We start from the raw sequence: 18791 nt of genomic DNA, 5'->3' as shown, positions 1-18791 counted from the left end.
CTATGGCAGGGCATATCCTGTTTCTTGTGCACCGGCTGAACACCGCGCTGGAACAGCAGGTCCGGGCCCGGATGTCCGAGCGGTTCGGGCTGACCACCACCCAGGCGCTGGTTTTGAACTTCATGCTGCAGCAGGGCGGCGAGCCGGTCTGTGCCGTGGACCTGCACCGGCACCTGGGAACGTCCAAGGCGGCTCTGTCCGCCGCCCTGAAAGACCTGCACCAGCAGGGCTTTCTGACCGTGACCTCCTGCCCCGGCGACGACCGCAAAAAGCAGATCCGGCCCACCGACAAGGCCGCGGCGCTGCAGCGTCAGATTCAGGAGCAGATGGCCGGGCTGGAACAGCAGGCCTGCCGCGGGCTCACCCCCGGGCAGGCGGACGCCGTCAAGCTGTGCATGGAACAGATGCTGCGCAATCTGGGCGGCCCCGCGGAGGACCGCTCTTCACGAGATGGGAGGAAGATACAATGTTGAAAACCCTTATGGCGCAGATACGCCAATACAAGAAATCGGCCATTCTGGCGCCCCTGTGCACCGCAGGCGAAGTGCTGATCCCCTTTGTCACCGCCGCCATCATCGACCAGGGCATCGAGGCCGGCAACATGAACAAGATCTACCAGTACGGCGCTCTGATGCTGGTGCTGGCCCTGTTCAGCCTCTGCTTCGGCGTGCTGGCCGCCCGGTTTTCGGCCCGGGCGTCAGCGGGCTTCGCCTGCAACCTGCGGGACGCCATGTACTGCAACGTCCAGACCTTTTCCTTTTCCAACATCGACAAGTTCTCCACCGCCGGCCTGGTCACCCGCATGACCACCGACGTCACCAACCTGCAGAACGCCTTCCAGATGATTCTGCGGGTGGCCGCCCGGGCCCCTCTGATGCTGCTCTGCTCCATGTTCATGTGCTTTTTCATCAACGTGCAGCTCAGCCTGATCTTCCTGGTGGCCATTGTGGTGCTGGGCGCGGCCCTGGCTGCCATCATGCTGCGCACCACCCCCATTTTTGACAAGGTGTTCCGCAAATACGACGACCTGAACGCCAGCGTACAGGAAAACGTCAGCGCCATCCGGGTGGTGAAGGCCTTTGTCCGGGAGACCTTCGAGAACGAGAAATTCAAAAAGGCCGCCGAAAACCTCTATCGGATGTTCGTCAAAGCCGAAAAGCTGCTGGCCCTCAACAACCCCATCATGATGCTGGTGGTCTACAGCTCGATTCTGGGCCTGTCCTGGTTCGGCGCCCACTTCATCGTGGCCGGCAGCCTCACCACCGGCGAGCTGACCAGCCTGCTGAGCTACGTCATGAGCGTCCTCATGAGCCTGATGATGCTGTCCATGGTGTTCGTCATGATCACCATGAGCACCGCCAGCGCCGAGCGTATCGCCGAGGTGCTGACCGAGACCCCCGACCTGACCCAGCCCGAAAAGATCGTCCTGCACAACATCAACCTGTTCGCCACCCCGGGCCAGAAGATCGCCTTTGTGGGCTCCACCGGCGCAGGCAAAACCACCATCACCAACCTGATCAACCGTTTCTACGACATCGCCGACGGCAAAATCCGCTACGACGGCATCAACATCAACAAGATCAAAAAGGGCGATCTGCGGCGTTCTCTGGGCATTGTGCTGCAGGACACCCATCTGTTCACCGGCACCGTCATGGACAACATCCGCTATGGCCGTCTGGACGCCACCGACGAGGAATGTCTGGCTGCGGCCCGCCTGGCCAACGCCGACGACTTCATCCGCCGCCTGCCCAACGGCTACGACACCATGCTGACCGGCGACGGCGCCAACCTGTCCCAGGGCCAGCGGCAGCTGCTGGCCATCGCCCGGGCGGCGGTGGCCGACCCGCCGGTGCTGATCCTGGACGAGGCCACCAGTTCCATCGACACCCGCACCGAGGCACTGGTCCAGCAGGGCATGGACGCCCTGATGACCGGCCGCACCACCTTCGTCATCGCCCACCGGCTCTCCACCGTGAAAAACTCCGACTGCATCATGGTGCTGGAACAGGGCCGGATCATCGAGCGGGGCAGCCACGACGAACTGATCGCCAAGAAGGGCCGCTACTACCAGCTCTACACCGGCAACGCCATCGGTGCCTGATCCCCCTCCCCTCTCCCAAGCTCACTCCTTCTTGAAAACACACAGAGACGCCCGCCGGGTCCCCAGAGGGATGCCGGCGGGCGTCTCGTGTTGAATGGAAGGATGAATGTCCATTTTGATGGGCGGTCAGGCCCGGGCCATGGTCTGTTCCACCGCGGCCCGGTCGGGCATGGAGCGGATGGCGCCCTTTTTGGTGGTGACCAGGTAGGCCGCCGCATTGGCAAACCGGAGCATCTGGTCCAGATCGTCGGCGGTGAGGCCCTCCAGGCCGTGTTCCAGCACAAAGTTCAGGACGCTGGCGCAGAAGGTATCCCCTGCGCCGGTGGTCTCGATGACCCCGCCCAAAGTACACCCGGGCTGGAAGGTGTGCCGGCTGCCGTAGAAGGCATAGCTGCCGGCGGCCCCCGCCGTCACGTTCAGCAGGCGGATGTTGGGGTACTGGCGCTGCAGCATGGCCGCGCCCTCGGCGAAGTCCTCCCGGCCGGTCATGAACAGCAGCTCATTGTCCGCAATCTTGAGGATATCGCACTGGCTCAGGCCCCAGGCGATCTGGGCCCGGGCCTCCTCCAGGCTGGGCCAGAGAGGTTCCCGCAGGTTGGGGTCAAAAGAGATCAGCGCGCCGGCCTCTTTGGCCAGGGCCACCGCCTTTTGGGTGGCGGTGCGGCAGGGTTCCCTGGTGAGGGACAGGGTGCCGAAGTGGAAGATCCGGCAGTCCCGCAGCAATTCCTCGTCCAGATCCGACGCCGCCAGGTTGGCGTCGGCGCCCGGCTTGCGGTAAAAGCTGAAATCCCGGTCGCCCCCCGGCAGGGTCTGGACAATGGCCAGGGTGGTGGGAATCTCGGGGTCAAACCGGAGGGCCCGGGTGTCGATGCCCGCCTCCTGCACCACCTGGGCCAGCTGGCGGCCAAAGCCGTCCCGGCCCACCTTGCCCATGAAGGCGCAGCGCTTGTCCAGCTTCCGCAGCATGGCCAGCACGTTGCAGGGCGCGCCGCCGGGGTTGGCCTCAAAGAGGCTGTTGCCCTGTTCACTGAGGCCGTTCTGGGTGAAATCCATCAGCAGTTCCCCCAGGGCCACCACGTCAAATCCTTTCCGGTTCATTCTGCGTCCTCCTGCCCGAAGTTCAGGCTGTAGTGTTCCACGTCGATGTAGGCGGCCCCTTCCACCACCTCAAAGCTGACCGACTGGGCCGACAGCGGGGTATAAATCACCATGCTGGCCGCCTGTTCGCCGTCGTTGACAAAGACTTCCAGGCTGTACCGGTCCATGACCACCCGGATCTTGACCGCCCCGTCCCGGGGGCGCACCGGGAAATCCCGCACGTTCACAATGTCATAGGGGAAGCCGCTGTGGGTGCGGTCCAGACGCAGGGTGCTGTTGGCCACCTTATACCGGATCAGGGTCTCCCGCTGGCCGTCTTTGGCCAGGTGGATCTTGAAGGCCTGATAGGAGGGCCGGTCGTCCACCGGGCGGACCGTCACCGTCAGGTCCATCAGGCGGCCCGCCACCCCGCTCAGGTTGGTCTCCCCCGTCACCAGCAGGTCCTGATAGCTGACCTTGTGGCCGCGGTAGTTTTCCAGCTCCCGCACCGGGTTCTGGATCAGGCGGCCCTCCCGCAGGGACAGTTCCCGGGGCAGGGTCATCTGGCCGAACCAGCGGGTCCCCTGGGGCTGACAGTTGGTGGTGGCCCAGTTCTGCATCCAGGCAATCATAATCCGGCGTCCATCGTAGCTCTGGAGGGTCTGGGGCGCATAGAAGTCGGTGCCGTAGTCGATGGACTGGATCCGCTGCCGCGCAAAGCGGCGGGCGGCGGGGTCATAGCGGCCTATCAGGGCGATGGACCCGAACCCCGCATGGAATTCCAGGCCGGCGGCGGTCATCTCCTGGGGGCTCACCAGCATCACCTGCTGGCCGTCCAGGGGAAAGAAGTCGGGGCATTCCCACATCCGGCCATACTCGTTGCGGCTGGAATCCAGGGTGCAGGCGTAGCTCCAATGGGTCCCGTCGGTGCTCTCAAACAGCCGGATGGCGCCGCTGCCGTCGGGGGTGCGGTTGCCCGCCACCATATAGAATGTACCATCCGGGTCCTGCCAGACCTTGGGGTCCCGGAAGTCCAGCACGCTGCCGCCGGCCGGCAGGTCGCTGCCGTCCAGAACCGGGTTGCCGGGGTATTTCTCGTAGTTGACCCCGTCCCCGAAGGCCACGCACTGCTGCTGGAACGCCTCCACCTGTCCGTCGGCCCGCCGGGTCTCATACACGCCGGTATACACCAGCATCTGCCGCCCGTCGGCCAGCTCGATGGCGCTGCCCGAAAAACAGCCGTCCCGGTCGGCGTCGGTGTCGGGGGCCATGGCGGCGGGCAGCCGCTCCCAGCGGATGAAATCCCTGGTTTTCACATGGCCCCAGTGCATCGGGCCCCAGTTGTTGCTGTAGGGGTGGTACTGATAAAACAGATGGTACTCCCCTTTATAGCAGGAAAAACCGTTGGGGTCATTGATCCAGCCCACCGTCCCCGTCACATGAAAGGCCGGGCGTTCCCCGTCGGGGATATAGGCCCCGTACCGGGCTTCAAAATCGCGTGCGCGCTGTAACTTCTCACTGATCATGGAGCTTCCTCCCGGATGATGAAATATTCTGTCCCCTTCCCTGTCCCGCCCCGCTGCGCTGCGGGACGGGACTGCCCTGGAAGGAGAAATGCAGGAAATTGGCTTGGTTTACGCCTCGGTGTAGCGGGCGTAGGCGTTCTTGTAGACTTCCAGCAGCTTGTCCATGCCGCAGGTGTCGCTCAGCATCTGCTTATAGGCCTCCCACTCCTCATCGGTGGGGCCGCCATCCCGAATCCACAGGCCCTCCTGCTCCGAGACCATGCTCTCAAAGTCGGACTTGTAGCGGTCGATGGTGTCCAGCTCGTCGATGGTGAACACGCAGTCCACCGGGTAGACGCTGGTATCGGTGACCTGGGGCAGCCAGTAGTCGTACAGGTCGGTCAGGCGCTCCACAGCCCGGTCCTCCATGTGGAAGTTCTCCTCATAGTACTGGGAGAGGATCAGCTTGGGACCGGCCACCTCATACTCGCCCTTCAGCTCGCCGGCGCTCTTGCCGAACTGGGCCTGGGCCTCGGCGTCGGTGATGGAGTTCCAGACGCCGTTCTCGTCCTGCTGGGTGAAGTAGACGCCGATGGGGCCGTACTGCAGCTGCATGACGTTCTCGCCGGTGTACCACTGGTCGAAGAATTTCAGCAGGTTGATGGGGCTCTGGCACACCGAGGTGATGGACAGCTGGCCCGAGTTGGTGCCGCCGCCGGTGCGGACGGTGACGTTCCTGGTGCCGTCGGGGCCGGCCAGAACCGGCAGGAACACATAGTCCTTGGCGTAGTCGCCCATCAGCTCATCAATGTACCACCAGGTGGACACGCCCACCCAGCCCTGCTGGCACTTGGACATCAGCTGGGTATCCGACTGGGAGAACATCTCCACATCCATCAGGCCCTCGGCGTACCAGTCGTGGAAGTAGGTCACCGCCTCGCGGTACTTGTCGTTGACGCACATGAACTGAATGGTGCCGTCCCCCTGGAGGACCAGGTCGTTGCAGACGTCGTTGGGCCAGTTGGTGAAGCCGAAGCCGGCGTAGAAGATATTCTGGCCCCAGCACCACTGGTCAAAGCCGGTGGACATGGGAATGGTGGTGCCGGCGTCGTTGCCATAGAACTTATGGCTCATGTCGTTGTCCTTGAAGGCCTTCAGGGCGGTGTGCAGCTCCTCCAGGGTGGTGGGAACCGCCAGGCCCAGGTCGTCCAGCCATGCCTTGTTGATCATGGAGAACTGAGGGATGGTGTAGATGGAGTAGTCCTCCTCCTTGCCGATGCCGGCGGTGCCCATCTGCTCGGCGGCGGGCAGGCCGTAGATGCAGCCGTCGCTCATGGTGATGGCCGAGCGGATGTTGGGGTTCTGCTCCAGGATGGCGGACAGGTTGGGCATGATGTCGGGGGTGATGTAGGGGTCCAGGTTGATGAAGGTGCCGTCGGCGCCGTAGTTGGTCAGGTCATAGTTGGAGAAGCCCACACCCATGAAGGCGTCCGGCAGGTCGCCGCCGGCGATGCGGATGTTGACCTGTTCGGCCAGGGAGTCGCTCATGGTGTTCCACTCGATGGAAATGCCGGCGTTCTCCTGCATGGCGTTCAGGACCTGGTTGTCGGCGTGGCCGGGCGACAGGGCCGACTGGCCGCCGATGATGGTGAACTAGGTCTGTTCGGTGCTCTCCACCACGCCGTTTTCATTGGCCACCGGGGCATTGCTCTTGGACCCGCAGCCGGTCAGGGCGGAAGCAGCGGCGACGGCCCAGCGTCTTTCTGCGGCGCCTCTGCGGGAGCTGGACCGCCGCTGTGCTCGCTTGTACTTTGGAACGCATGATGTTCCCTCACTTCCTTTCAAAGAATCACAGAGATACGGACAACGTTCAGCAGGCACTCCTCCTTTCCTGCCAGCGGGATGCTTCCGGCCCTCCCAGTTCTGTGTAACGTTTCATAGTTTTCTGTAAAACAAAGCCCGACAGGCCGGGCTGCGCTTCATCGTGAAACGTTACATGTTTGGTTCGCCTTTATGATAATCCGGATTTTTTCTGTTGTCAAGGATATTTTTTGTGGAAAGCGCTTTTTCCAAATTGCACAAAAGGAGGACATCTGGATTGTCAGCCATCACAAAAAGAGGCGTTTCACGGCCTGTTTCATGAAATTCAATTTATTTTCCAGGGGGAAGTTGCTATAATGAAGCCAACAAACATTGGAAAATCGTCGCGGGCCGGGCTGGAAAGCCCCTTTCTCTTCAAGAAGTTCATGAAACGTTCCACTCAAATACCCCGTCCGCGGCCTGTAAGGAAGGATTCTATGGCTAAAAAGACAACCACCGCCCCCACCATGAAAGACGTCGCCGCCGAAGCCGGCGTGGCGCTGGGCACCGTGTCCAAGGTGTTCAACCACATTCCGGTGGGCGAGGAATACCGCCTCCGGGTGGAGGAAGCCGCCCGCAAGCTGGGCTACCAGGTCAACAGCTACGCCCGGGGCCTCAAGACCAACAAAACCAACACGGTGGCCCTGATCTGGCCCAACCTGCGGCATCCCTTTTTCGCCAGCCTGTCCGACGCCATCATCGGCACCCTGATGAAGCGGGGCTACCGCACCATTGTGACTATTACCAATTATGACAGCACCGCCGAGCAGCAGTGCATCGACCTGGTGCGCCAGAACAAGGTGGACGGCATCATTGCCCTGACCTACAACCCCAACCTGGAAGTAGACCCCCAGCTGCCTTTTGTCAGCATCGACCGGCATTTCCGGGCCGAGATCCCCTGCGTGGCCTCGGACAACTTCGGCGGGGGCCAGCTGGCCGCCCAGAAGCTGCTGGAGCTGGGCTGCCAAAAACTCCTGTTCCTTCGGCAGGGGTCCAATGTGGCCGGCGAGGCCGACAAGCGCCGGATGGGCTTTGAGGCGGTCTGCCGGGAGCGGCAGGTGGAGTTTGAATCCCTCTACCTGCCCAACGAGGCCGGGTTCGCCCCCTTCGAGGCCTTTCTGGCCTCCCACACCCACGACGGGGCCTTTGATTACGACGGCATCTTCTGCAACACCGACCGCCTCTGTTACGAGATCCAGAAGCGGCTGGAACTTCTGGGCCTGCGGGTGCCCCAGGATGTCCAGATGATCGGCTTCGACGGCATCCAGCGGTTTGACAGCGACGACTATTACTGTTCCACCATCGTCCAGCCCATCCCCCAGATGGCCCAGACCGCGGTGGATCTATTGCTGAGCACCGACCGTTCCAGCCTGCCGGCGCTGATCTGTCTGCCGGTGCGGTATCAGCCGGGCGGCACCACCCGCGACTGTCTCTGACACAGGAAAGGAGGACACTCCCTGTATGGCAAGCCAATACCTGAACTGGAAATTGCGGGATGTGAAGCCCGATCCCCCGCCCCCGGACCCCACCCCCCCCCAGAAATGGCGGAACTGGTGGCACTATCACAAGGGGATGGTGATCGCCGGGATGGTGGTCGGTCTGGCGGTGCTGGACATTGCCCACAGCGCCCTGGGGCTGGGTCAGGTCCGGCCCGACTACCAGGTCGCCTATGTGGGGGAAAACGCCCTGCCCGACGCCACGGCGGCGGCCATCGAGGAGGCCTTTGCCGCCCTGGGCAGCGACGCCAACCCCTACGACCGCGGGTGTTCCGCCTTTGCGGTGTACCAAAACTTTGTGTTTGTGGCCGAGCTGACCTGTCAGAAAGACTTCGGCGGGGACGTGGAACAAATCCTGTCCGACGTCCTGGACGGGGTCCACTACAGTGCAGACCTGACCTGAGGAGGTACAGACCATGGGTATGTTTTTCGCCGATGACAGCTACGATGAGAGCCGCCGGATGGAGGGCTTTCAGCGGTACATGCAGCTTTTGTCCTTTTACGCCGGGCGTTGGGTCAAGGTCAACCTGCTGACCACCCTGGGCGCCCTGCCTCTGGTGCTGGGGGTGACCTTTTCGGTCCTCAGCTCCAGCGTCCTGGTGCTGATCCCCGCCAGCCTGGCGGGCGGGGCCATCTTCGGGCCCTTTCTGGCAGCGCTGTACGACAGCCTTTTCCGGGGCCTGCGGGACGCGCCCGGCTCCTGGTGGGACCACTACCGCCGCAGCTGGAAACAAAACAGCCGGGCAAGTCTCCTGCCCGGCGCGCTGGTGGGTCTTTTGACGGGAATGTACGTCTTTATGATGTACATGCTGTGGTCGGCCCCCGCCTTCCCCAGCTGGGGCACCCTGCTGGCCTGTCGTCTGTTCAGCGCGGCCTTCTTCGCCGCCCTGAATCTGCTGTACTGGCCCCAGCTGGTGCTGTTCCAGCAGAGCAACAAGGACCGGCTGTACAACGCCGTCCTGTTCACCCTCAAATACTTCTGGCGGGTGCTGGGGGCCGCCCTTTTGCAGGTGGGGTACCTTCTGCTGTACGTCCTGTTTGCGCCCTGGACCCTGGCCCTGGTGCCCTTTGTGGGGCTGTGGTTCATTCTGCTGGTCTGCGAGCTGATGCTCTACCGCCCCCTGGACGAGGCCTTCCAGATTGAAAAGCAGTTTGTCCAGATCGAGGGCGACCCCTGGCGGGAAACCACCTGATTCCAAGGCGGGAAAGCGTCAAAGCACGCTTTCCCGCTTATTTTTCGGCGCTTTTCAGGGCGTTTTTGCGGTATTGCAGGGGGCTCTGGCCGGTGGCCCGGGAAAACCGGGTGGAGAAATTGCTGGCGTCCCCGAACCCCACCTCCCGGGCGATTTCGCTGACGGTGTGGTCGGTCAGGACCAGCAGTTCCTTGGCCTGGGTGATCCGGAAATTCACCAGGTAATTGTAGGGCGTGGTGCCCATATACCGCCGGAACAGCCGCAGAAAATAGCTCTTGCTCATATGGGCGTCGGCCATCAGGCCGGCCAGGCTCAGCTCCTGCTGGTAATTCTGCCGCAAAGTTTCGGCCGCCTGAAGGATCACCTGGCGGGCGCTGGTGGCCTCTCCCTGGGACAAAAGGTTCTGGGCGCACAGGGCCAGCATCTCATGCAGCACCAGTCCCCGCTGGACCATGCTGTCCACCGTCCCCCGCTCGATCTCCGCCAGAACCGTCTCGAACAGCTCCTGCATCCGGGTGCCGGCCAGCTGGACCGGCACCAGTTTCTTTTCCGGGTGGAGCAGCGCCTCCATGGCCGCCACCCCCGCCCCGTCCAGGTGGACCCAATAGTGGTGCCAGCAGCTCTGTTTGGGGGCGGTACAATAGCTCTGGGGGGTGCGGCAGTTCAAAAGCAGCGCCTGCCCCGGACCCAGCAGCACATCGCTGCCGTTCTGTTCCACCAGGCCCGCCCCCCGCAGGGTATAAAACAGAATATAGCTCTCCTTGTCGGTGCGGGCGGTGGAAAACCGCTGCTGCGCATAAAACAGCCCCGCCTCGGTGCAGTAGTAGGGCTGGGCCAGCTCCGCCTCGCTGGGGGTGGTGCGCTTCCACACGCTCTCGGGGGTGACGTCCATATTGTAGGTCAGCATCTGTGCCATCCCTCCCTTTCCCTTTCAGTATACTGTATTTCCCCCATTGTGCACAAGAGTGGACTTTTCACAAAGTTTCTGTCACTTTTGGCCATTGAAATTTTGGGCCAAACCTTTTATACTGAAGCTACCAGGTTTGTTACCTTTCAGTCAATCCAAACAGGGCGCCATTTCTGGCGCACCGCAATTCAGGAGGATTTTATTATGGCTGACCGCATTGTTCTGAACACGATTTCCTATCACGGCCACGGCGCCATCGAGAACATCGTCCCCGAGCTGACCGCCCGCGGCTACAAGAAGGCTTTCGTCTGCTCCGACCCCGACCTGATCAAGTTCGGCGTCACCAAGAAGGTCACCGACCTGCTGGACGCCGCCGGCTTCGCCTACTCGGTCTACAGCGACATCAAGCCCAATCCCACCATCCAGAACGTCCAGGACGGCGTGGCTGCCTTCAAGGCCGCTGAGGCGGACTGCATCGTCACCATCGGCGGCGGCTCCTCCATGGACACCGCCAAGGCCATCGGCATCATCATCAACAACCCTGAGTTTGCCGACGTCCGCTCCCTGGAAGGCGTAGCTCCCACCAAGAAGCACGCTGTCTTTACCATTGCTGTCCCCACCACCGCCGGCACCGCCGCTGAGGTTACCATCAACTACGTCATCACCGACGTGGAGAAGAAGCGCAAGTTTGTCTGCGTGGACACCAACGACATCCCCGAAGTGGCTGTGGTTGACCCCGACATGATGGCTTCCATGCCCAAGGGCCTGACCGCCGCCACCGGCATGGACGCTCTGACCCACGCCATCGAGGGCTACATCACCAAGGGCCACTGCACCATCTCGGATATGTTCCATCTGGAGGCCATCCGCCTGATCTCCGAGAACCTGCGGGGCGCTGTCCAGAACACCCCCGAAGGCCGCGAGGGCATGGCTCTGGGCCAGTACATCGCCGGCATGGGCTTCTCCAACGTGGGTCTGGGCATCGTCCACAGCATGGCGCACGGCCTGTCCGCTCTGTACGACACCCCCCACGGCGTGGCCTGCGCCATCCTGCTGCCGGTGGGCCTGGAGTACAACAAGGGCGTGGCCGGTGAGCGCTACCGCGCCGTCGGCAAGGCCATGGGTGTGGCCGGCATCGACGCCATGACCGCCGAGGAGGCCGCCGACGCCACCATCGCCGCCGTCAAGCAGCTGTCCGCCGACGTGGGCATCCCCGCCAACCTCAAGGGCATCCTGAAGGAGGAGGACATCCAGTTCCTGGCCGAGTCCGCCTTCGCCGACGCCTGCCGTCCCGGCAACCCCCGCGACACCAGCGTGGAGGAAATCGTGGAGCTGTACCGCAGCCAGCTGTAATTTTGCCTGTTTCTGATCCCCCATATGCTTTCCGGCCCCCTGCCTGAACCGGCCGGATCACCTGAATCGGAATGCGCCGTCCTGTGCGGTGCATTCCGATTTTTTGTTTTGTCCCCGCTCCGGGGCAAAGAGTGTACTTTTCACAAAGAATCGGTCACCTTTGCCGATGGCATCCGGCCCGCCGGGCCGCTATACTGTTACCAGACCAACACGCAAGGAGGAGCGTTATGCAGGAAGTATTTCTGGCTGTGGACATCGGCGCATCGTCGGGCCGCCACATTGCGGGATGGATGCAGGACGGCACCCTGCACACCGAGGAACTCTACCGGTTCCCCAACGGCGTCCAGCGGGTGGACGGACATCTGATCTGGGACATCGACGGGCTGTTCCATCACGTCAAGGAGGGCCTCAAGGCCGCCCTGGCCAGGTATCCCCAGATCAAAAGCGTATCCATCGACACCTGGGCGGTGGACTATGTGCTGCTGAAGGACAGCCAGCCCATTTACCCGGTCTACGCCTACCGGGACAGCCGCACCCAGGATGTGCTGGAGGAAGTGCACGCCCGCATCCCCTTTGAGGAGCTGTACGCCAAAACCGGCATCCAGTTCCAGCCCTTCAACACCATCTATCAGCTGTACGCGGACCAAAAGGCCGGCCGTCTGGCCCAGGCCGAGGATTTCCTGATGATCCCCGAGTACCTGCTCTGGAAGCTGTGCGGCGTCAAGGCCCGGGAGTACACCAACGCCACCTCCACCGGTCTGGTGAACGCCCAGACCCGGGAGTACGACCCCGAAATTCTGGACCGGCTGGGCCTGCCCAAAGCCCTGTTTCCCCGGCTGACCGCTCCCGGCACCGTCCTGGGGCCGCTGACCGACCAAGTGGCCGCCGAGGTGGGCGGACAGACCACCGTGGTCCTCTGCGCCACCCACGACACCGCCAGCGCGGTGGAGGGCATCCCCATGGACCAGGGAGACGCGCCTTTCCTGTCCTCCGGCACCTGGAGCCTGCTGGGGATCAAGCTGGACAAGCCCGTCACCACCCCCGCCAGCTGCAAAGCCAACTTCACCAACGAGGGCGGTGTGGGCTACATCCGCTACTTAAAAAACATCATGGGCCTGTGGATCATCCAGTGCATCCAGAAGCAGCTGGGGATCTCCTTTGCCGAGATGGTGGAGCTGGCCAAAACCAGCTCCTACACCCGGATTTTTGACGTGAACGATCCCCGTTTCTCGGCCCCGCAGGACATGCGGGCCGAAATCTGCGCCGCCCTGGCCGAGACCGGCGAGGCTCCCGCCACCGACGCCGACCTCATCAACAGCACCTATCATTCCCTGGCTCATTGCTACGGCGAGGCCTACCGGGAGATGGAGGCGGTCACCGGCCGGCACTGGGACAAGCTCTACATCGCCGGCGGCGGCGCCAAAAATGCCACCCTGAACCAGCTCACCGCCCATTACACCGGCAAGCAGGTGGAGGCGCTGCCCATCGAGGCCACCGCCATCGGCAACCTGAAGATTCAGATGAACATTCGCTAAGGAGGTTGACCCCATGTTAGTTGAAACCAAAGCCCGCGTCGGCGTGTTCGCCATCGCCCTGGGCGCTTACCTGCCCCAGTTCCCCTCTCTGGTGCCCGAGTTTGAGCAGCAGTACACCAATTTCAAAAAGACCCTGCCCCAGACGGTGGAGATCATCGACGGCGGCATCGTCACCACCAAGGAACAGTCCATGGCTGCCGGCGACAAGTTCCGGGCCGCCGACGTGGACCTGGTGATTCTTCAGATGCTGACCTACGCCACCTCTTATAATATGCTGCCCGCGGTGCGGGACCTGAACGTGCCGGTGGTGCTGGTGAACGTCCAGAAAAAGAAGGCCCCTGACTACGCCAACACCGACACCCCCACCTGGCTGGGCCAGCTGTACGCCTGCGGCGCCGTGGGCGAGATGGTGGCCGACCTGGAGCGGGCCGGCAAGCGTCATGCCGTCATCACCGGCGTGGTGGAGGGCGGCGACCCCCAGGTCCAGGCCGAGATCGAGGACTGGTGCCGCGCCGCCCAGGTGCGCCGCCGTTTCCGGGACACCAACCTGGCCCAGATCGGCCGGCCCTATCCCGGCATGATGGACCTGTACATCGACGAGACCAACCTGTACAACCGGATGTACCTGTACACCAAACAGTTTGACTGGGAGAAGATGTGGGCCATCGCCGACCACATCACCGACGAAAACGCCATCCGGGCCAAGGCCCAGGAAATCCTGGACACCTTCGACATCGAGGGCGGCGGCACCATCGAAAAGGTCTGGGAGATGGCCCGGTATGTGGTGGCCTTTGAGGAGTGGGTCAAGGAGGAGAAAATCGCCTTCATCGCCTCCCACTACGACGGTTTCGCCCATGGCAAGGCGGGGGTGCTGGACAGCATGCTGATCCCGGCTTTCTCGATGCTGATTAAGCAGGGCGTGGCCTGCGCCGTGGAGGGCGACATCAAGGTGTCCATGGCCATGTCCATCCTCAAGACCATCGCCGGCTGCGGCCAGCTGTCCGAGATGTACTCCATCGACTTTGATGAGGATATCTGCATCATCGGCCATTCCGGCTCGGGCGACGCCGACATCTCGGCCAAAAAGCCCACCATGAAGATCGTCCCCGTCTTCCACGGCAAGACCGGCGGCGGCTATCTGACCCAGTTCTATCCCCATCTGGGCCCCGTGACCTATCTGGGCATCACCCAGGACAAGGACGGCCATTTCAAGTTCGTGGTGGCCGAGGGCGTCAACGAGGAGGGCCCCATCTTCACCTTCGGCGACACCAACATGCGCACCCGTTTCACCTGCGGCGCACGGGAGTTCTGCAACCGCTGGAGCGAGGCCGGCCCCACCCATCACATGGCCGCCGCCTCGGGCCGCCACATTGACACCATTCTGAAGGTCGCCAAGATTTTTGACGTCCCGGTAGACATCATCACCCGCTGACACACAAACCAAGAAGAAAAAGAGAGGTTATCTGACCATGGGTATTCTGGATGTTGAGATCGTAAAAGGCTATATCCGCATGTGCAACGACGGCTGGCTCCAGGGCTGGCACGAGCGCAACGGCGGCAACCTGACCTACCGCATGAAGGAGGAGGAAGTGGCCCAGTGCCGTCCCTTCTTCAACGCACAGCCCGGCGAATGGGTCAACATGGGCGTTCAGGCCGACAACCTGGCCGGCGAGTACTTCATCACCACCGGTTCGGGCAAGTTCTTCCGCAATGTGGAGCTGGACCCCGTCCACAGCATCGGCATCGTGGAGATCAACGACAAGGGCGACAGCTGGCGGATTGTCTGGGGCCTGGAGGGCGGCGCCCGCCCCACCTCTGAGTTCCCCAGCCACTTCATGAACCACAGCGTCCGCAAGGCGGTGACCGGCGGCGCCAACCGGGTCATCTACCACTGCCACGCCACCAACGTCATCGCCCTGACCTACATCCTGCCCCTGACCGACCGGGATTTCTCCCGCGCTCTGTGGCAGAGCGCCACCGAGTGCCCGGTGGTCTTCCCCGAGGGCGTGGGCGTCTGCCCCTGGATGGTCCCCGGCGGGGCCGACATCGCCATGGCCACCTCCGAGCTGATGAAGAGCTATCAGGCAGCCATCTGGGCCCAGCACGGCCTGTTCACCTCGGGCCCCGACTTTGACATCACCTTCGGCCTGGCCCACACCATCGAAAAGAGCGCCGAAATCTACGTCAAGGTCCTGTCCATGGGCGGCGGCCTGATCCGTCAGACCATCACCGACGACAACCTGCGGGCCATTGCCCGGGACTTCGGCGTCACCCTGAACGAAAAGTTCCTGGACTGATTTTCCCTCCAAACTTCATTGCTTTGCGGCCTGGGCGCGCGGTTTTGCTCCTTTTGGGGCGGGCCGCGCGCCTTTTTGGGTCCGGGACCCGGGGCCGGGGTTCCCCGGCCCGGCCGCACACCGCCGCCGCGGGCTGCATACCATGGGACAACTCACAACGAAAGGAGAAACATCCCATGAACAACCATTCCTGCGACTGCACCTGCAACCAGACCGACCACGGCCCCAATCCCTATGCCGCCAACATCGTCTGCGCTGCACGGGCCAATGAGGACTACCGGACCGCGTTCTGGACAGGCCACCATCTCCAGATGACCCTGATGAGCATTCCGGAGGGCGATGACATCGGCCTCGAGATGCATCCCGACGTGGACCAGTGCATCCGGGTGGAGTGCGGCAAGGCCACCGTTCAGATGGGGAGCTGCCAGTGCAAACTGACCGTCACCTGCACCCTGAGCGCCGGCGACGCCGTCTTTGTCCCCTGCGGCACCTGGCACAACATCCTGAACGCCGGCTGCGGCTGCCTGAAGCTGTCGTCCATCTACGCACCCCCGCAGCATCCCTGGGGCACCGTTCAGCCCACCAAAGAGGATGCCGAGCACTAAGCCTCCCATCTGAGCCCTGCCGGACCGCGTAATCCCCCACCGCCCCAGCCGGGGCGGTGCTTCCCGCCGGAGGGCACAAAACGCCCCCGGGTACAGCCGTTCGCTGCGCCCGGGGGGCGTCCTTGTATTTTGGGGCGGGCAATGTGACACAAACACAGATTTTTGCCGCGGTTTGCTCTATACTGGTTTTAAAAAGAGCCTTTGCCCTTTCTCAGATGTGACAAAAGGAGTGCAAAACCATGAAGTATGTTCTTGTTGGCGGCAACACAGGCGGCGCCGGCGCAGCAGCCCGGCTGCGGCGGCTGGACGAGCAGGCCGAAATCCTCCTGCTGGAAAAAGGCGCCCACGTCTCCTATTCCAACTGCAGTCTCCCCTACCGGCTGAGCGAGACGGTGGACCAGACCGAAAAACTGGTCCTCAACACCCCCGAATCACTCCACGGGGCCTACAACATCGAGACCCGGGCCAACAGTCAGGTCCTGTCCATCGACCGCGCCGGAAAGAAGGTCCGGGTGAAAGACCTGGCCACCGGCCGGGCGTACGACGAAGCCTATGACACCCTCATTCTCTCCCCCGGCGCCAACGCAGTGGTGCCCCGGATTCAGGGCATCGAAAACGCCAACCTCTTCACCGTCAAGACGGTGGAGGATGTAAGCCGGTTCTACGGCTTCCTGAAGGACAAAGGCGTCCGGAAGGTGTCGGTGATCGGCGGCGGCTTCATCGGGGTGGAGGTGGCGGTCAACCTGCGGGAGGCCGGTTACCAGGTGGCCCTGGTGGAGGCCATGCCCCAGATTTTGAAGCCCTACGACTACGACATGGTCCAGATTCTCCAGAAAGCCATGATCGACCACGGCGTGGATCTGGTGGTGGGGGATTCGGTGGTGGCCTTCCAGCAGTCCAACGTCCAGCTGAACTCGGGCCGCGTCATTGAAGGCGACGCCGTTGTGATGGCGGTGGGCGTCCGTCCTGACACCGCGCTGGCCGCCGAGGCCGGCCTGGAAATGAACCCCCGGGGCGCCATCAAGGTGGACCCCAACTACCGCACCAGCGACCCCAGCATCTACGCCGTGGGCGATGCGGTGGAGGTATTCAATCCCCTGACCCGCAAGCCCGCCATGGTCCAGCTGGCCGGCCCCGCCCAGAAGCAGGCCCGCCAGGCTGCCGACCACATCTACGGCCTGCCGGTGCGGAACACCGGTTTCATCGGGTCCAGCTGCATCCAGGTCTTTGAGTGGAACGCCGCCAGCACCGGCCTCACCGCCGCCCAGTGTGAGCAGGAGGGCATCCCCTATGAGGTGGCCTACGTCCTGCCCAAGGACCGGGTGGGCATCATGCCGGGCAGCACCCAGCTCCACTACAAGCTGATCTTTGAGGTGCCCACCGGCCGGGTGCTGGGCGCCCAGGCCATCTCCAAGGGCGACGCCGTCAAGCGGATTGACGTGGCCGCCACCCTCATCAAGTTGGGCGGCACGGTGGACGACCTGCGGGATCTGGAACTGTGCTATGCGCCTCCCTTCTCCGCCCCCAAGGACGCCGCCAACTATGCGGGCCTAGTGGCGGGCAACCTGCTGGCCCACCGGTTCCGTCAGGTCCATGTGGACCAGGTGCGGGATCTGGTGGAGTCGGGCGCCTATATTCTGGACGTCCGCCCCGCGGCGGTGTACCATCAGGGCCATCTGAAGACCTCGGTCAACATCCCTCTGGCCCAGCTGCGCAGCCGTCTGGACGAAATCCCCACCGACCGGCCGGTCTACGTCCACTGCCAGATTGGCCAGAGCAGCTACAACGCCGTCCTGGCCCTGCAGGGCCACGGCTTCACCAACGTGTACAATGTGTCGGGCGGCTTTTTGGGCATCTGTGCCTATGAGTACTTCAACGATGTGACCCAAAAGCGGGAGCCCATTGTCACCAACTATCTCTTTTAACCGCGGATCCCTTCCGGCGGCGGAGCCCATACGCCGCCCGGGATGATTTCTCCTATACAACAAAACCATGCGCCAGAGACCGTTTCCGTTGGGTCTTTGGCGCATGGTTGTTTTTATGGGATCGGTTGAGGCGGGCTTTTCTGGCTGCGGAACTCGCTGGGAGAGCAGCCCACCCGCTTTTTGAACAGCCGCGAAAAGGCAAAGGCATCCTCAAACCCCAGAGAGCTTGCCACCACCGCCACCTGCCTGTCCAGCTATTCGGCCTACAAGCCGGTGACCTTTGACGAGGAGACCGGGACCCTCTCCCCCGCCGACGCCAATCTGGACCAGGGCCTCATCCTCACCGACGGCGGCTTTGACTTTTACTCCCCCCAGACCTTTGTGGACGGCAAAGGGCGGCGGCTGCTGTTCGCCTGGATGTCCCGGATGGAGGAGGCCGAAGAACAGGCCTTTGCGGCGGGGGAACCCTCGGTCCACTGCCTGACCATGCCCCGGGTCCTCCACTGGCGGGAGGGGCGGCTCTGGCAGACGCCTCCCGAGGAGCTCTACAGCCTGCTGGGGGAGCCCATCCGGCCCAGTGAGCTATCCGACCGGGCCTTCTGGCTGGACATCCGCCCCACGGCGGGGGATGAGCCGTTCCGCCTGACTTTCCACGGGGGCGAGGCCGCCCTGGAATTTGACCCCGCGGCCCGGACCCTCACCTTCACCCGCACCGGCTGGCTCACCGGCCGGCCCGAGAGCAAGACCTGTCCCCTGGACCATCTCGACCGCCTGGAAATCTGGAGCGACAGCTCCAGTCTGGAACTTTTCATCAACGGAGGAAGCACGGTGCTCTCCTCCCGCATCTACCCCACCAGCGAGACGCTGGGCCTGGACGTCCGGGGCGTGGACGGCTGCGGCATCACTCTGCGCCCGATTCGCACCATCTGAACAAGGA

At 62.9% G+C, this 18791-nt stretch carries 17 protein-coding genes; 12 read left to right on the top strand and 5 right to left on the bottom strand.

Translation table 11 applies throughout. From position 1 onward, the window contains the following. The first annotated feature begins 2 nt into the window (after positions 1 to 2). On the top strand, positions 3 to 473 hold the full coding sequence (locus B5G28_RS04740) for a MarR family transcriptional regulator (protein WP_158099579.1): 471 nt from the start codon (positions 3 to 5) through the stop codon (positions 471 to 473). Then, positions 467 to 2101 carry an ABC transporter ATP-binding protein gene (locus B5G28_RS04735; protein ID WP_087246575.1) on the top strand — a complete coding sequence of 545 codons (1635 nt, stop codon included), beginning with the start codon at positions 467 to 469 and terminating at the stop codon, positions 2099 to 2101. Before B5G28_RS04740 ends, B5G28_RS04735 begins: the two co-directional genes overlap by 7 nt. Before the next feature lie 126 nt (positions 2102 to 2227). Here the strand turns inward: B5G28_RS04735 and B5G28_RS04730 are convergent, their stop codons facing one another. The 4 genes from B5G28_RS04730 to B5G28_RS14945 all read right to left on the bottom strand — a co-directional run bounded on the left by B5G28_RS04730 (position 2228) and on the right by B5G28_RS14945 (position 6564). Next, entirely contained in the window at positions 2228 to 3199 is a 972-nt protein-coding gene (locus B5G28_RS04730) for a carbohydrate kinase (RefSeq protein WP_087246574.1), read from the bottom strand. Continuing rightward, positions 3196 to 4704, bottom strand: a complete 1509-nt coding sequence (locus B5G28_RS04725; protein ID WP_087246573.1) for a glycoside hydrolase family 32 protein — start codon at positions 4702 to 4704, stop codon at positions 3196 to 3198. The genes B5G28_RS04730 and B5G28_RS04725 overlap by 4 nt, the downstream gene beginning before the upstream one ends. 108 nt (positions 4705 to 4812) lie before the next feature. Further along, positions 4813 to 6270, bottom strand: a complete 1458-nt coding sequence (locus B5G28_RS04720; RefSeq protein ID WP_242967462.1) for an extracellular solute-binding protein — start codon at positions 6268 to 6270, stop codon at positions 4813 to 4815. Positions 6271 to 6336: 66 nt separating this feature from the next. Next, on the bottom strand, positions 6337 to 6564 hold the full coding sequence (locus tag B5G28_RS14945) for a hypothetical protein (RefSeq protein ID WP_242967461.1): 228 nt from the start codon (positions 6562 to 6564) through the stop codon (positions 6337 to 6339). A gap of 416 nt (positions 6565 to 6980) precedes the next feature. Between B5G28_RS14945 and B5G28_RS04715 the strand changes: the two genes are divergently transcribed. Genes B5G28_RS04715 through B5G28_RS04705 form a run of 3 tightly spaced genes read left to right on the top strand, consistent with a single transcriptional unit; the run spans position 6981 to position 9232 of the window. Further along, positions 6981 to 7979, top strand: coding sequence for a LacI family DNA-binding transcriptional regulator (locus B5G28_RS04715; RefSeq protein WP_242967460.1), 999 nt, complete (start codon positions 6981 to 6983; stop codon positions 7977 to 7979). Positions 7980 to 8004: 25 nt separating this feature from the next. Continuing rightward, a complete protein-coding gene (locus B5G28_RS04710; RefSeq protein WP_087246572.1) occupies positions 8005 to 8442 on the top strand; it encodes a hypothetical protein in 438 nt (145 codons plus the stop codon). A gap of 13 nt (positions 8443 to 8455) precedes the next feature. Further along, positions 8456 to 9232, top strand: a complete 777-nt coding sequence (locus tag B5G28_RS04705) for a hypothetical protein (RefSeq protein ID WP_087246571.1) — start codon at positions 8456 to 8458, stop codon at positions 9230 to 9232. Positions 9233 to 9269: 37 nt separating this feature from the next. Here the strand turns inward: B5G28_RS04705 and B5G28_RS04700 are convergent, their stop codons facing one another. Beyond that, positions 9270 to 10139 (bottom strand): AraC family transcriptional regulator, encoded by an 870-nt coding sequence (locus B5G28_RS04700; protein WP_087246570.1) that lies wholly within the window; start codon positions 10137 to 10139, stop codon positions 9270 to 9272. A 204-nt stretch (positions 10140 to 10343) separates the two neighbouring features. Between B5G28_RS04700 and fucO the strand changes: the two genes are divergently transcribed. The 7 genes from fucO (at position 10344) to B5G28_RS14650 (ending at position 18784) form a co-directional block, all read left to right on the top strand. Then, a complete protein-coding gene (gene fucO, locus B5G28_RS04695) occupies positions 10344 to 11492 on the top strand; it encodes a lactaldehyde reductase (protein WP_087246569.1) in 1149 nt (382 codons plus the stop codon). A gap of 227 nt (positions 11493 to 11719) precedes the next feature. Then, a complete protein-coding gene (locus B5G28_RS04690; protein WP_087246568.1) occupies positions 11720 to 13027 on the top strand; it encodes a rhamnulokinase family protein in 1308 nt (435 codons plus the stop codon). Between the two features lie 13 nt (positions 13028 to 13040). Next, positions 13041 to 14459: an arabinose isomerase gene (locus B5G28_RS04685; protein ID WP_087246567.1), complete on the top strand. Its 1419-nt coding sequence runs from the start codon at positions 13041 to 13043 to the stop codon at positions 14457 to 14459. 37 nt (positions 14460 to 14496) lie between these two features. Continuing rightward, the gene (gene rhaD, locus B5G28_RS04680; protein WP_087246566.1) at positions 14497 to 15324 is read left to right on the top strand and encodes a rhamnulose-1-phosphate aldolase; all 828 of its coding nucleotides are present in this window, start codon (positions 14497 to 14499) and stop codon (positions 15322 to 15324) included. Positions 15325 to 15500: 176 nt separating this feature from the next. Further along, the gene (locus tag B5G28_RS04675) at positions 15501 to 15929 is read left to right on the top strand and encodes a cupin domain-containing protein (RefSeq protein ID WP_087246565.1); all 429 of its coding nucleotides are present in this window, start codon (positions 15501 to 15503) and stop codon (positions 15927 to 15929) included. A 239-nt stretch (positions 15930 to 16168) separates the two neighbouring features. Then, positions 16169 to 17854 carry an FAD-dependent oxidoreductase gene (locus B5G28_RS04670; protein ID WP_087246564.1) on the top strand — a complete coding sequence of 562 codons (1686 nt, stop codon included), beginning with the start codon at positions 16169 to 16171 and terminating at the stop codon, positions 17852 to 17854. Positions 17855 to 18034: 180 nt separating this feature from the next. Next, on the top strand, positions 18035 to 18784 hold the full coding sequence (locus B5G28_RS14650; protein ID WP_158099578.1) for a GH32 C-terminal domain-containing protein: 750 nt from the start codon (positions 18035 to 18037) through the stop codon (positions 18782 to 18784). Positions 18785 to 18791 lie beyond the last annotated feature (7 nt).

Source organism: Faecalibacterium sp. An77, from assembly GCF_002161315.1.
GTDB lineage: Bacteria > Bacillota > Clostridia > Oscillospirales > Ruminococcaceae > Faecalibacterium.
The sequence above is the reverse complement of the archived record's forward strand: the minus strand, read 5'-3'. Positions and strand labels throughout refer to the sequence as shown.

What these genes read in the sequence shown, in the direction of transcription:
- B5G28_RS04740 (WP_158099579.1), top strand. Translation starts at nt 3, where the DNA reads ATGGCAGGGCATATCCTGTTTCTTGTGCACCGGCTGAACACCGCGCTG.
- B5G28_RS04735 (WP_087246575.1), top strand. Translation starts at nt 467, where the DNA reads ATGTTGAAAACCCTTATGGCGCAGATACGCCAATACAAGAAATCGGCC.
- B5G28_RS04730 (WP_087246574.1), bottom strand. Translation starts at nt 3,199, where the DNA reads ATGAACCGGAAAGGATTTGACGTGGTGGCCCTGGGGGAACTGCTGATG.
- B5G28_RS04725 (WP_087246573.1), bottom strand. Translation starts at nt 4,704, where the DNA reads ATGATCAGTGAGAAGTTACAGCGCGCACGCGATTTTGAAGCCCGGTAC.
- B5G28_RS04720 (WP_242967462.1), bottom strand. Translation starts at nt 6,270, where the DNA reads ATGCAGGAGAACGCCGGCATTTCCATCGAGTGGAACACCATGAGCGAC.
- B5G28_RS04715 (WP_242967460.1), top strand. Translation starts at nt 6,981, where the DNA reads ATGGCTAAAAAGACAACCACCGCCCCCACCATGAAAGACGTCGCCGCC.
- B5G28_RS04710 (WP_087246572.1), top strand. Translation starts at nt 8,005, where the DNA reads ATGGCAAGCCAATACCTGAACTGGAAATTGCGGGATGTGAAGCCCGAT.
- B5G28_RS04705 (WP_087246571.1), top strand. Translation starts at nt 8,456, where the DNA reads ATGGGTATGTTTTTCGCCGATGACAGCTACGATGAGAGCCGCCGGATG.
- B5G28_RS04700 (WP_087246570.1), bottom strand. Translation starts at nt 10,139, where the DNA reads ATGCTGACCTACAATATGGACGTCACCCCCGAGAGCGTGTGGAAGCGC.
- fucO (WP_087246569.1), top strand. Translation starts at nt 10,344, where the DNA reads ATGGCTGACCGCATTGTTCTGAACACGATTTCCTATCACGGCCACGGC.
- B5G28_RS04690 (WP_087246568.1), top strand. Translation starts at nt 11,720, where the DNA reads ATGCAGGAAGTATTTCTGGCTGTGGACATCGGCGCATCGTCGGGCCGC.
- B5G28_RS04685 (WP_087246567.1), top strand. Translation starts at nt 13,041, where the DNA reads ATGTTAGTTGAAACCAAAGCCCGCGTCGGCGTGTTCGCCATCGCCCTG.
- rhaD (WP_087246566.1), top strand. Translation starts at nt 14,497, where the DNA reads ATGGGTATTCTGGATGTTGAGATCGTAAAAGGCTATATCCGCATGTGC.
- B5G28_RS04675 (WP_087246565.1), top strand. Translation starts at nt 15,501, where the DNA reads ATGAACAACCATTCCTGCGACTGCACCTGCAACCAGACCGACCACGGC.
- B5G28_RS04670 (WP_087246564.1), top strand. Translation starts at nt 16,169, where the DNA reads ATGAAGTATGTTCTTGTTGGCGGCAACACAGGCGGCGCCGGCGCAGCA.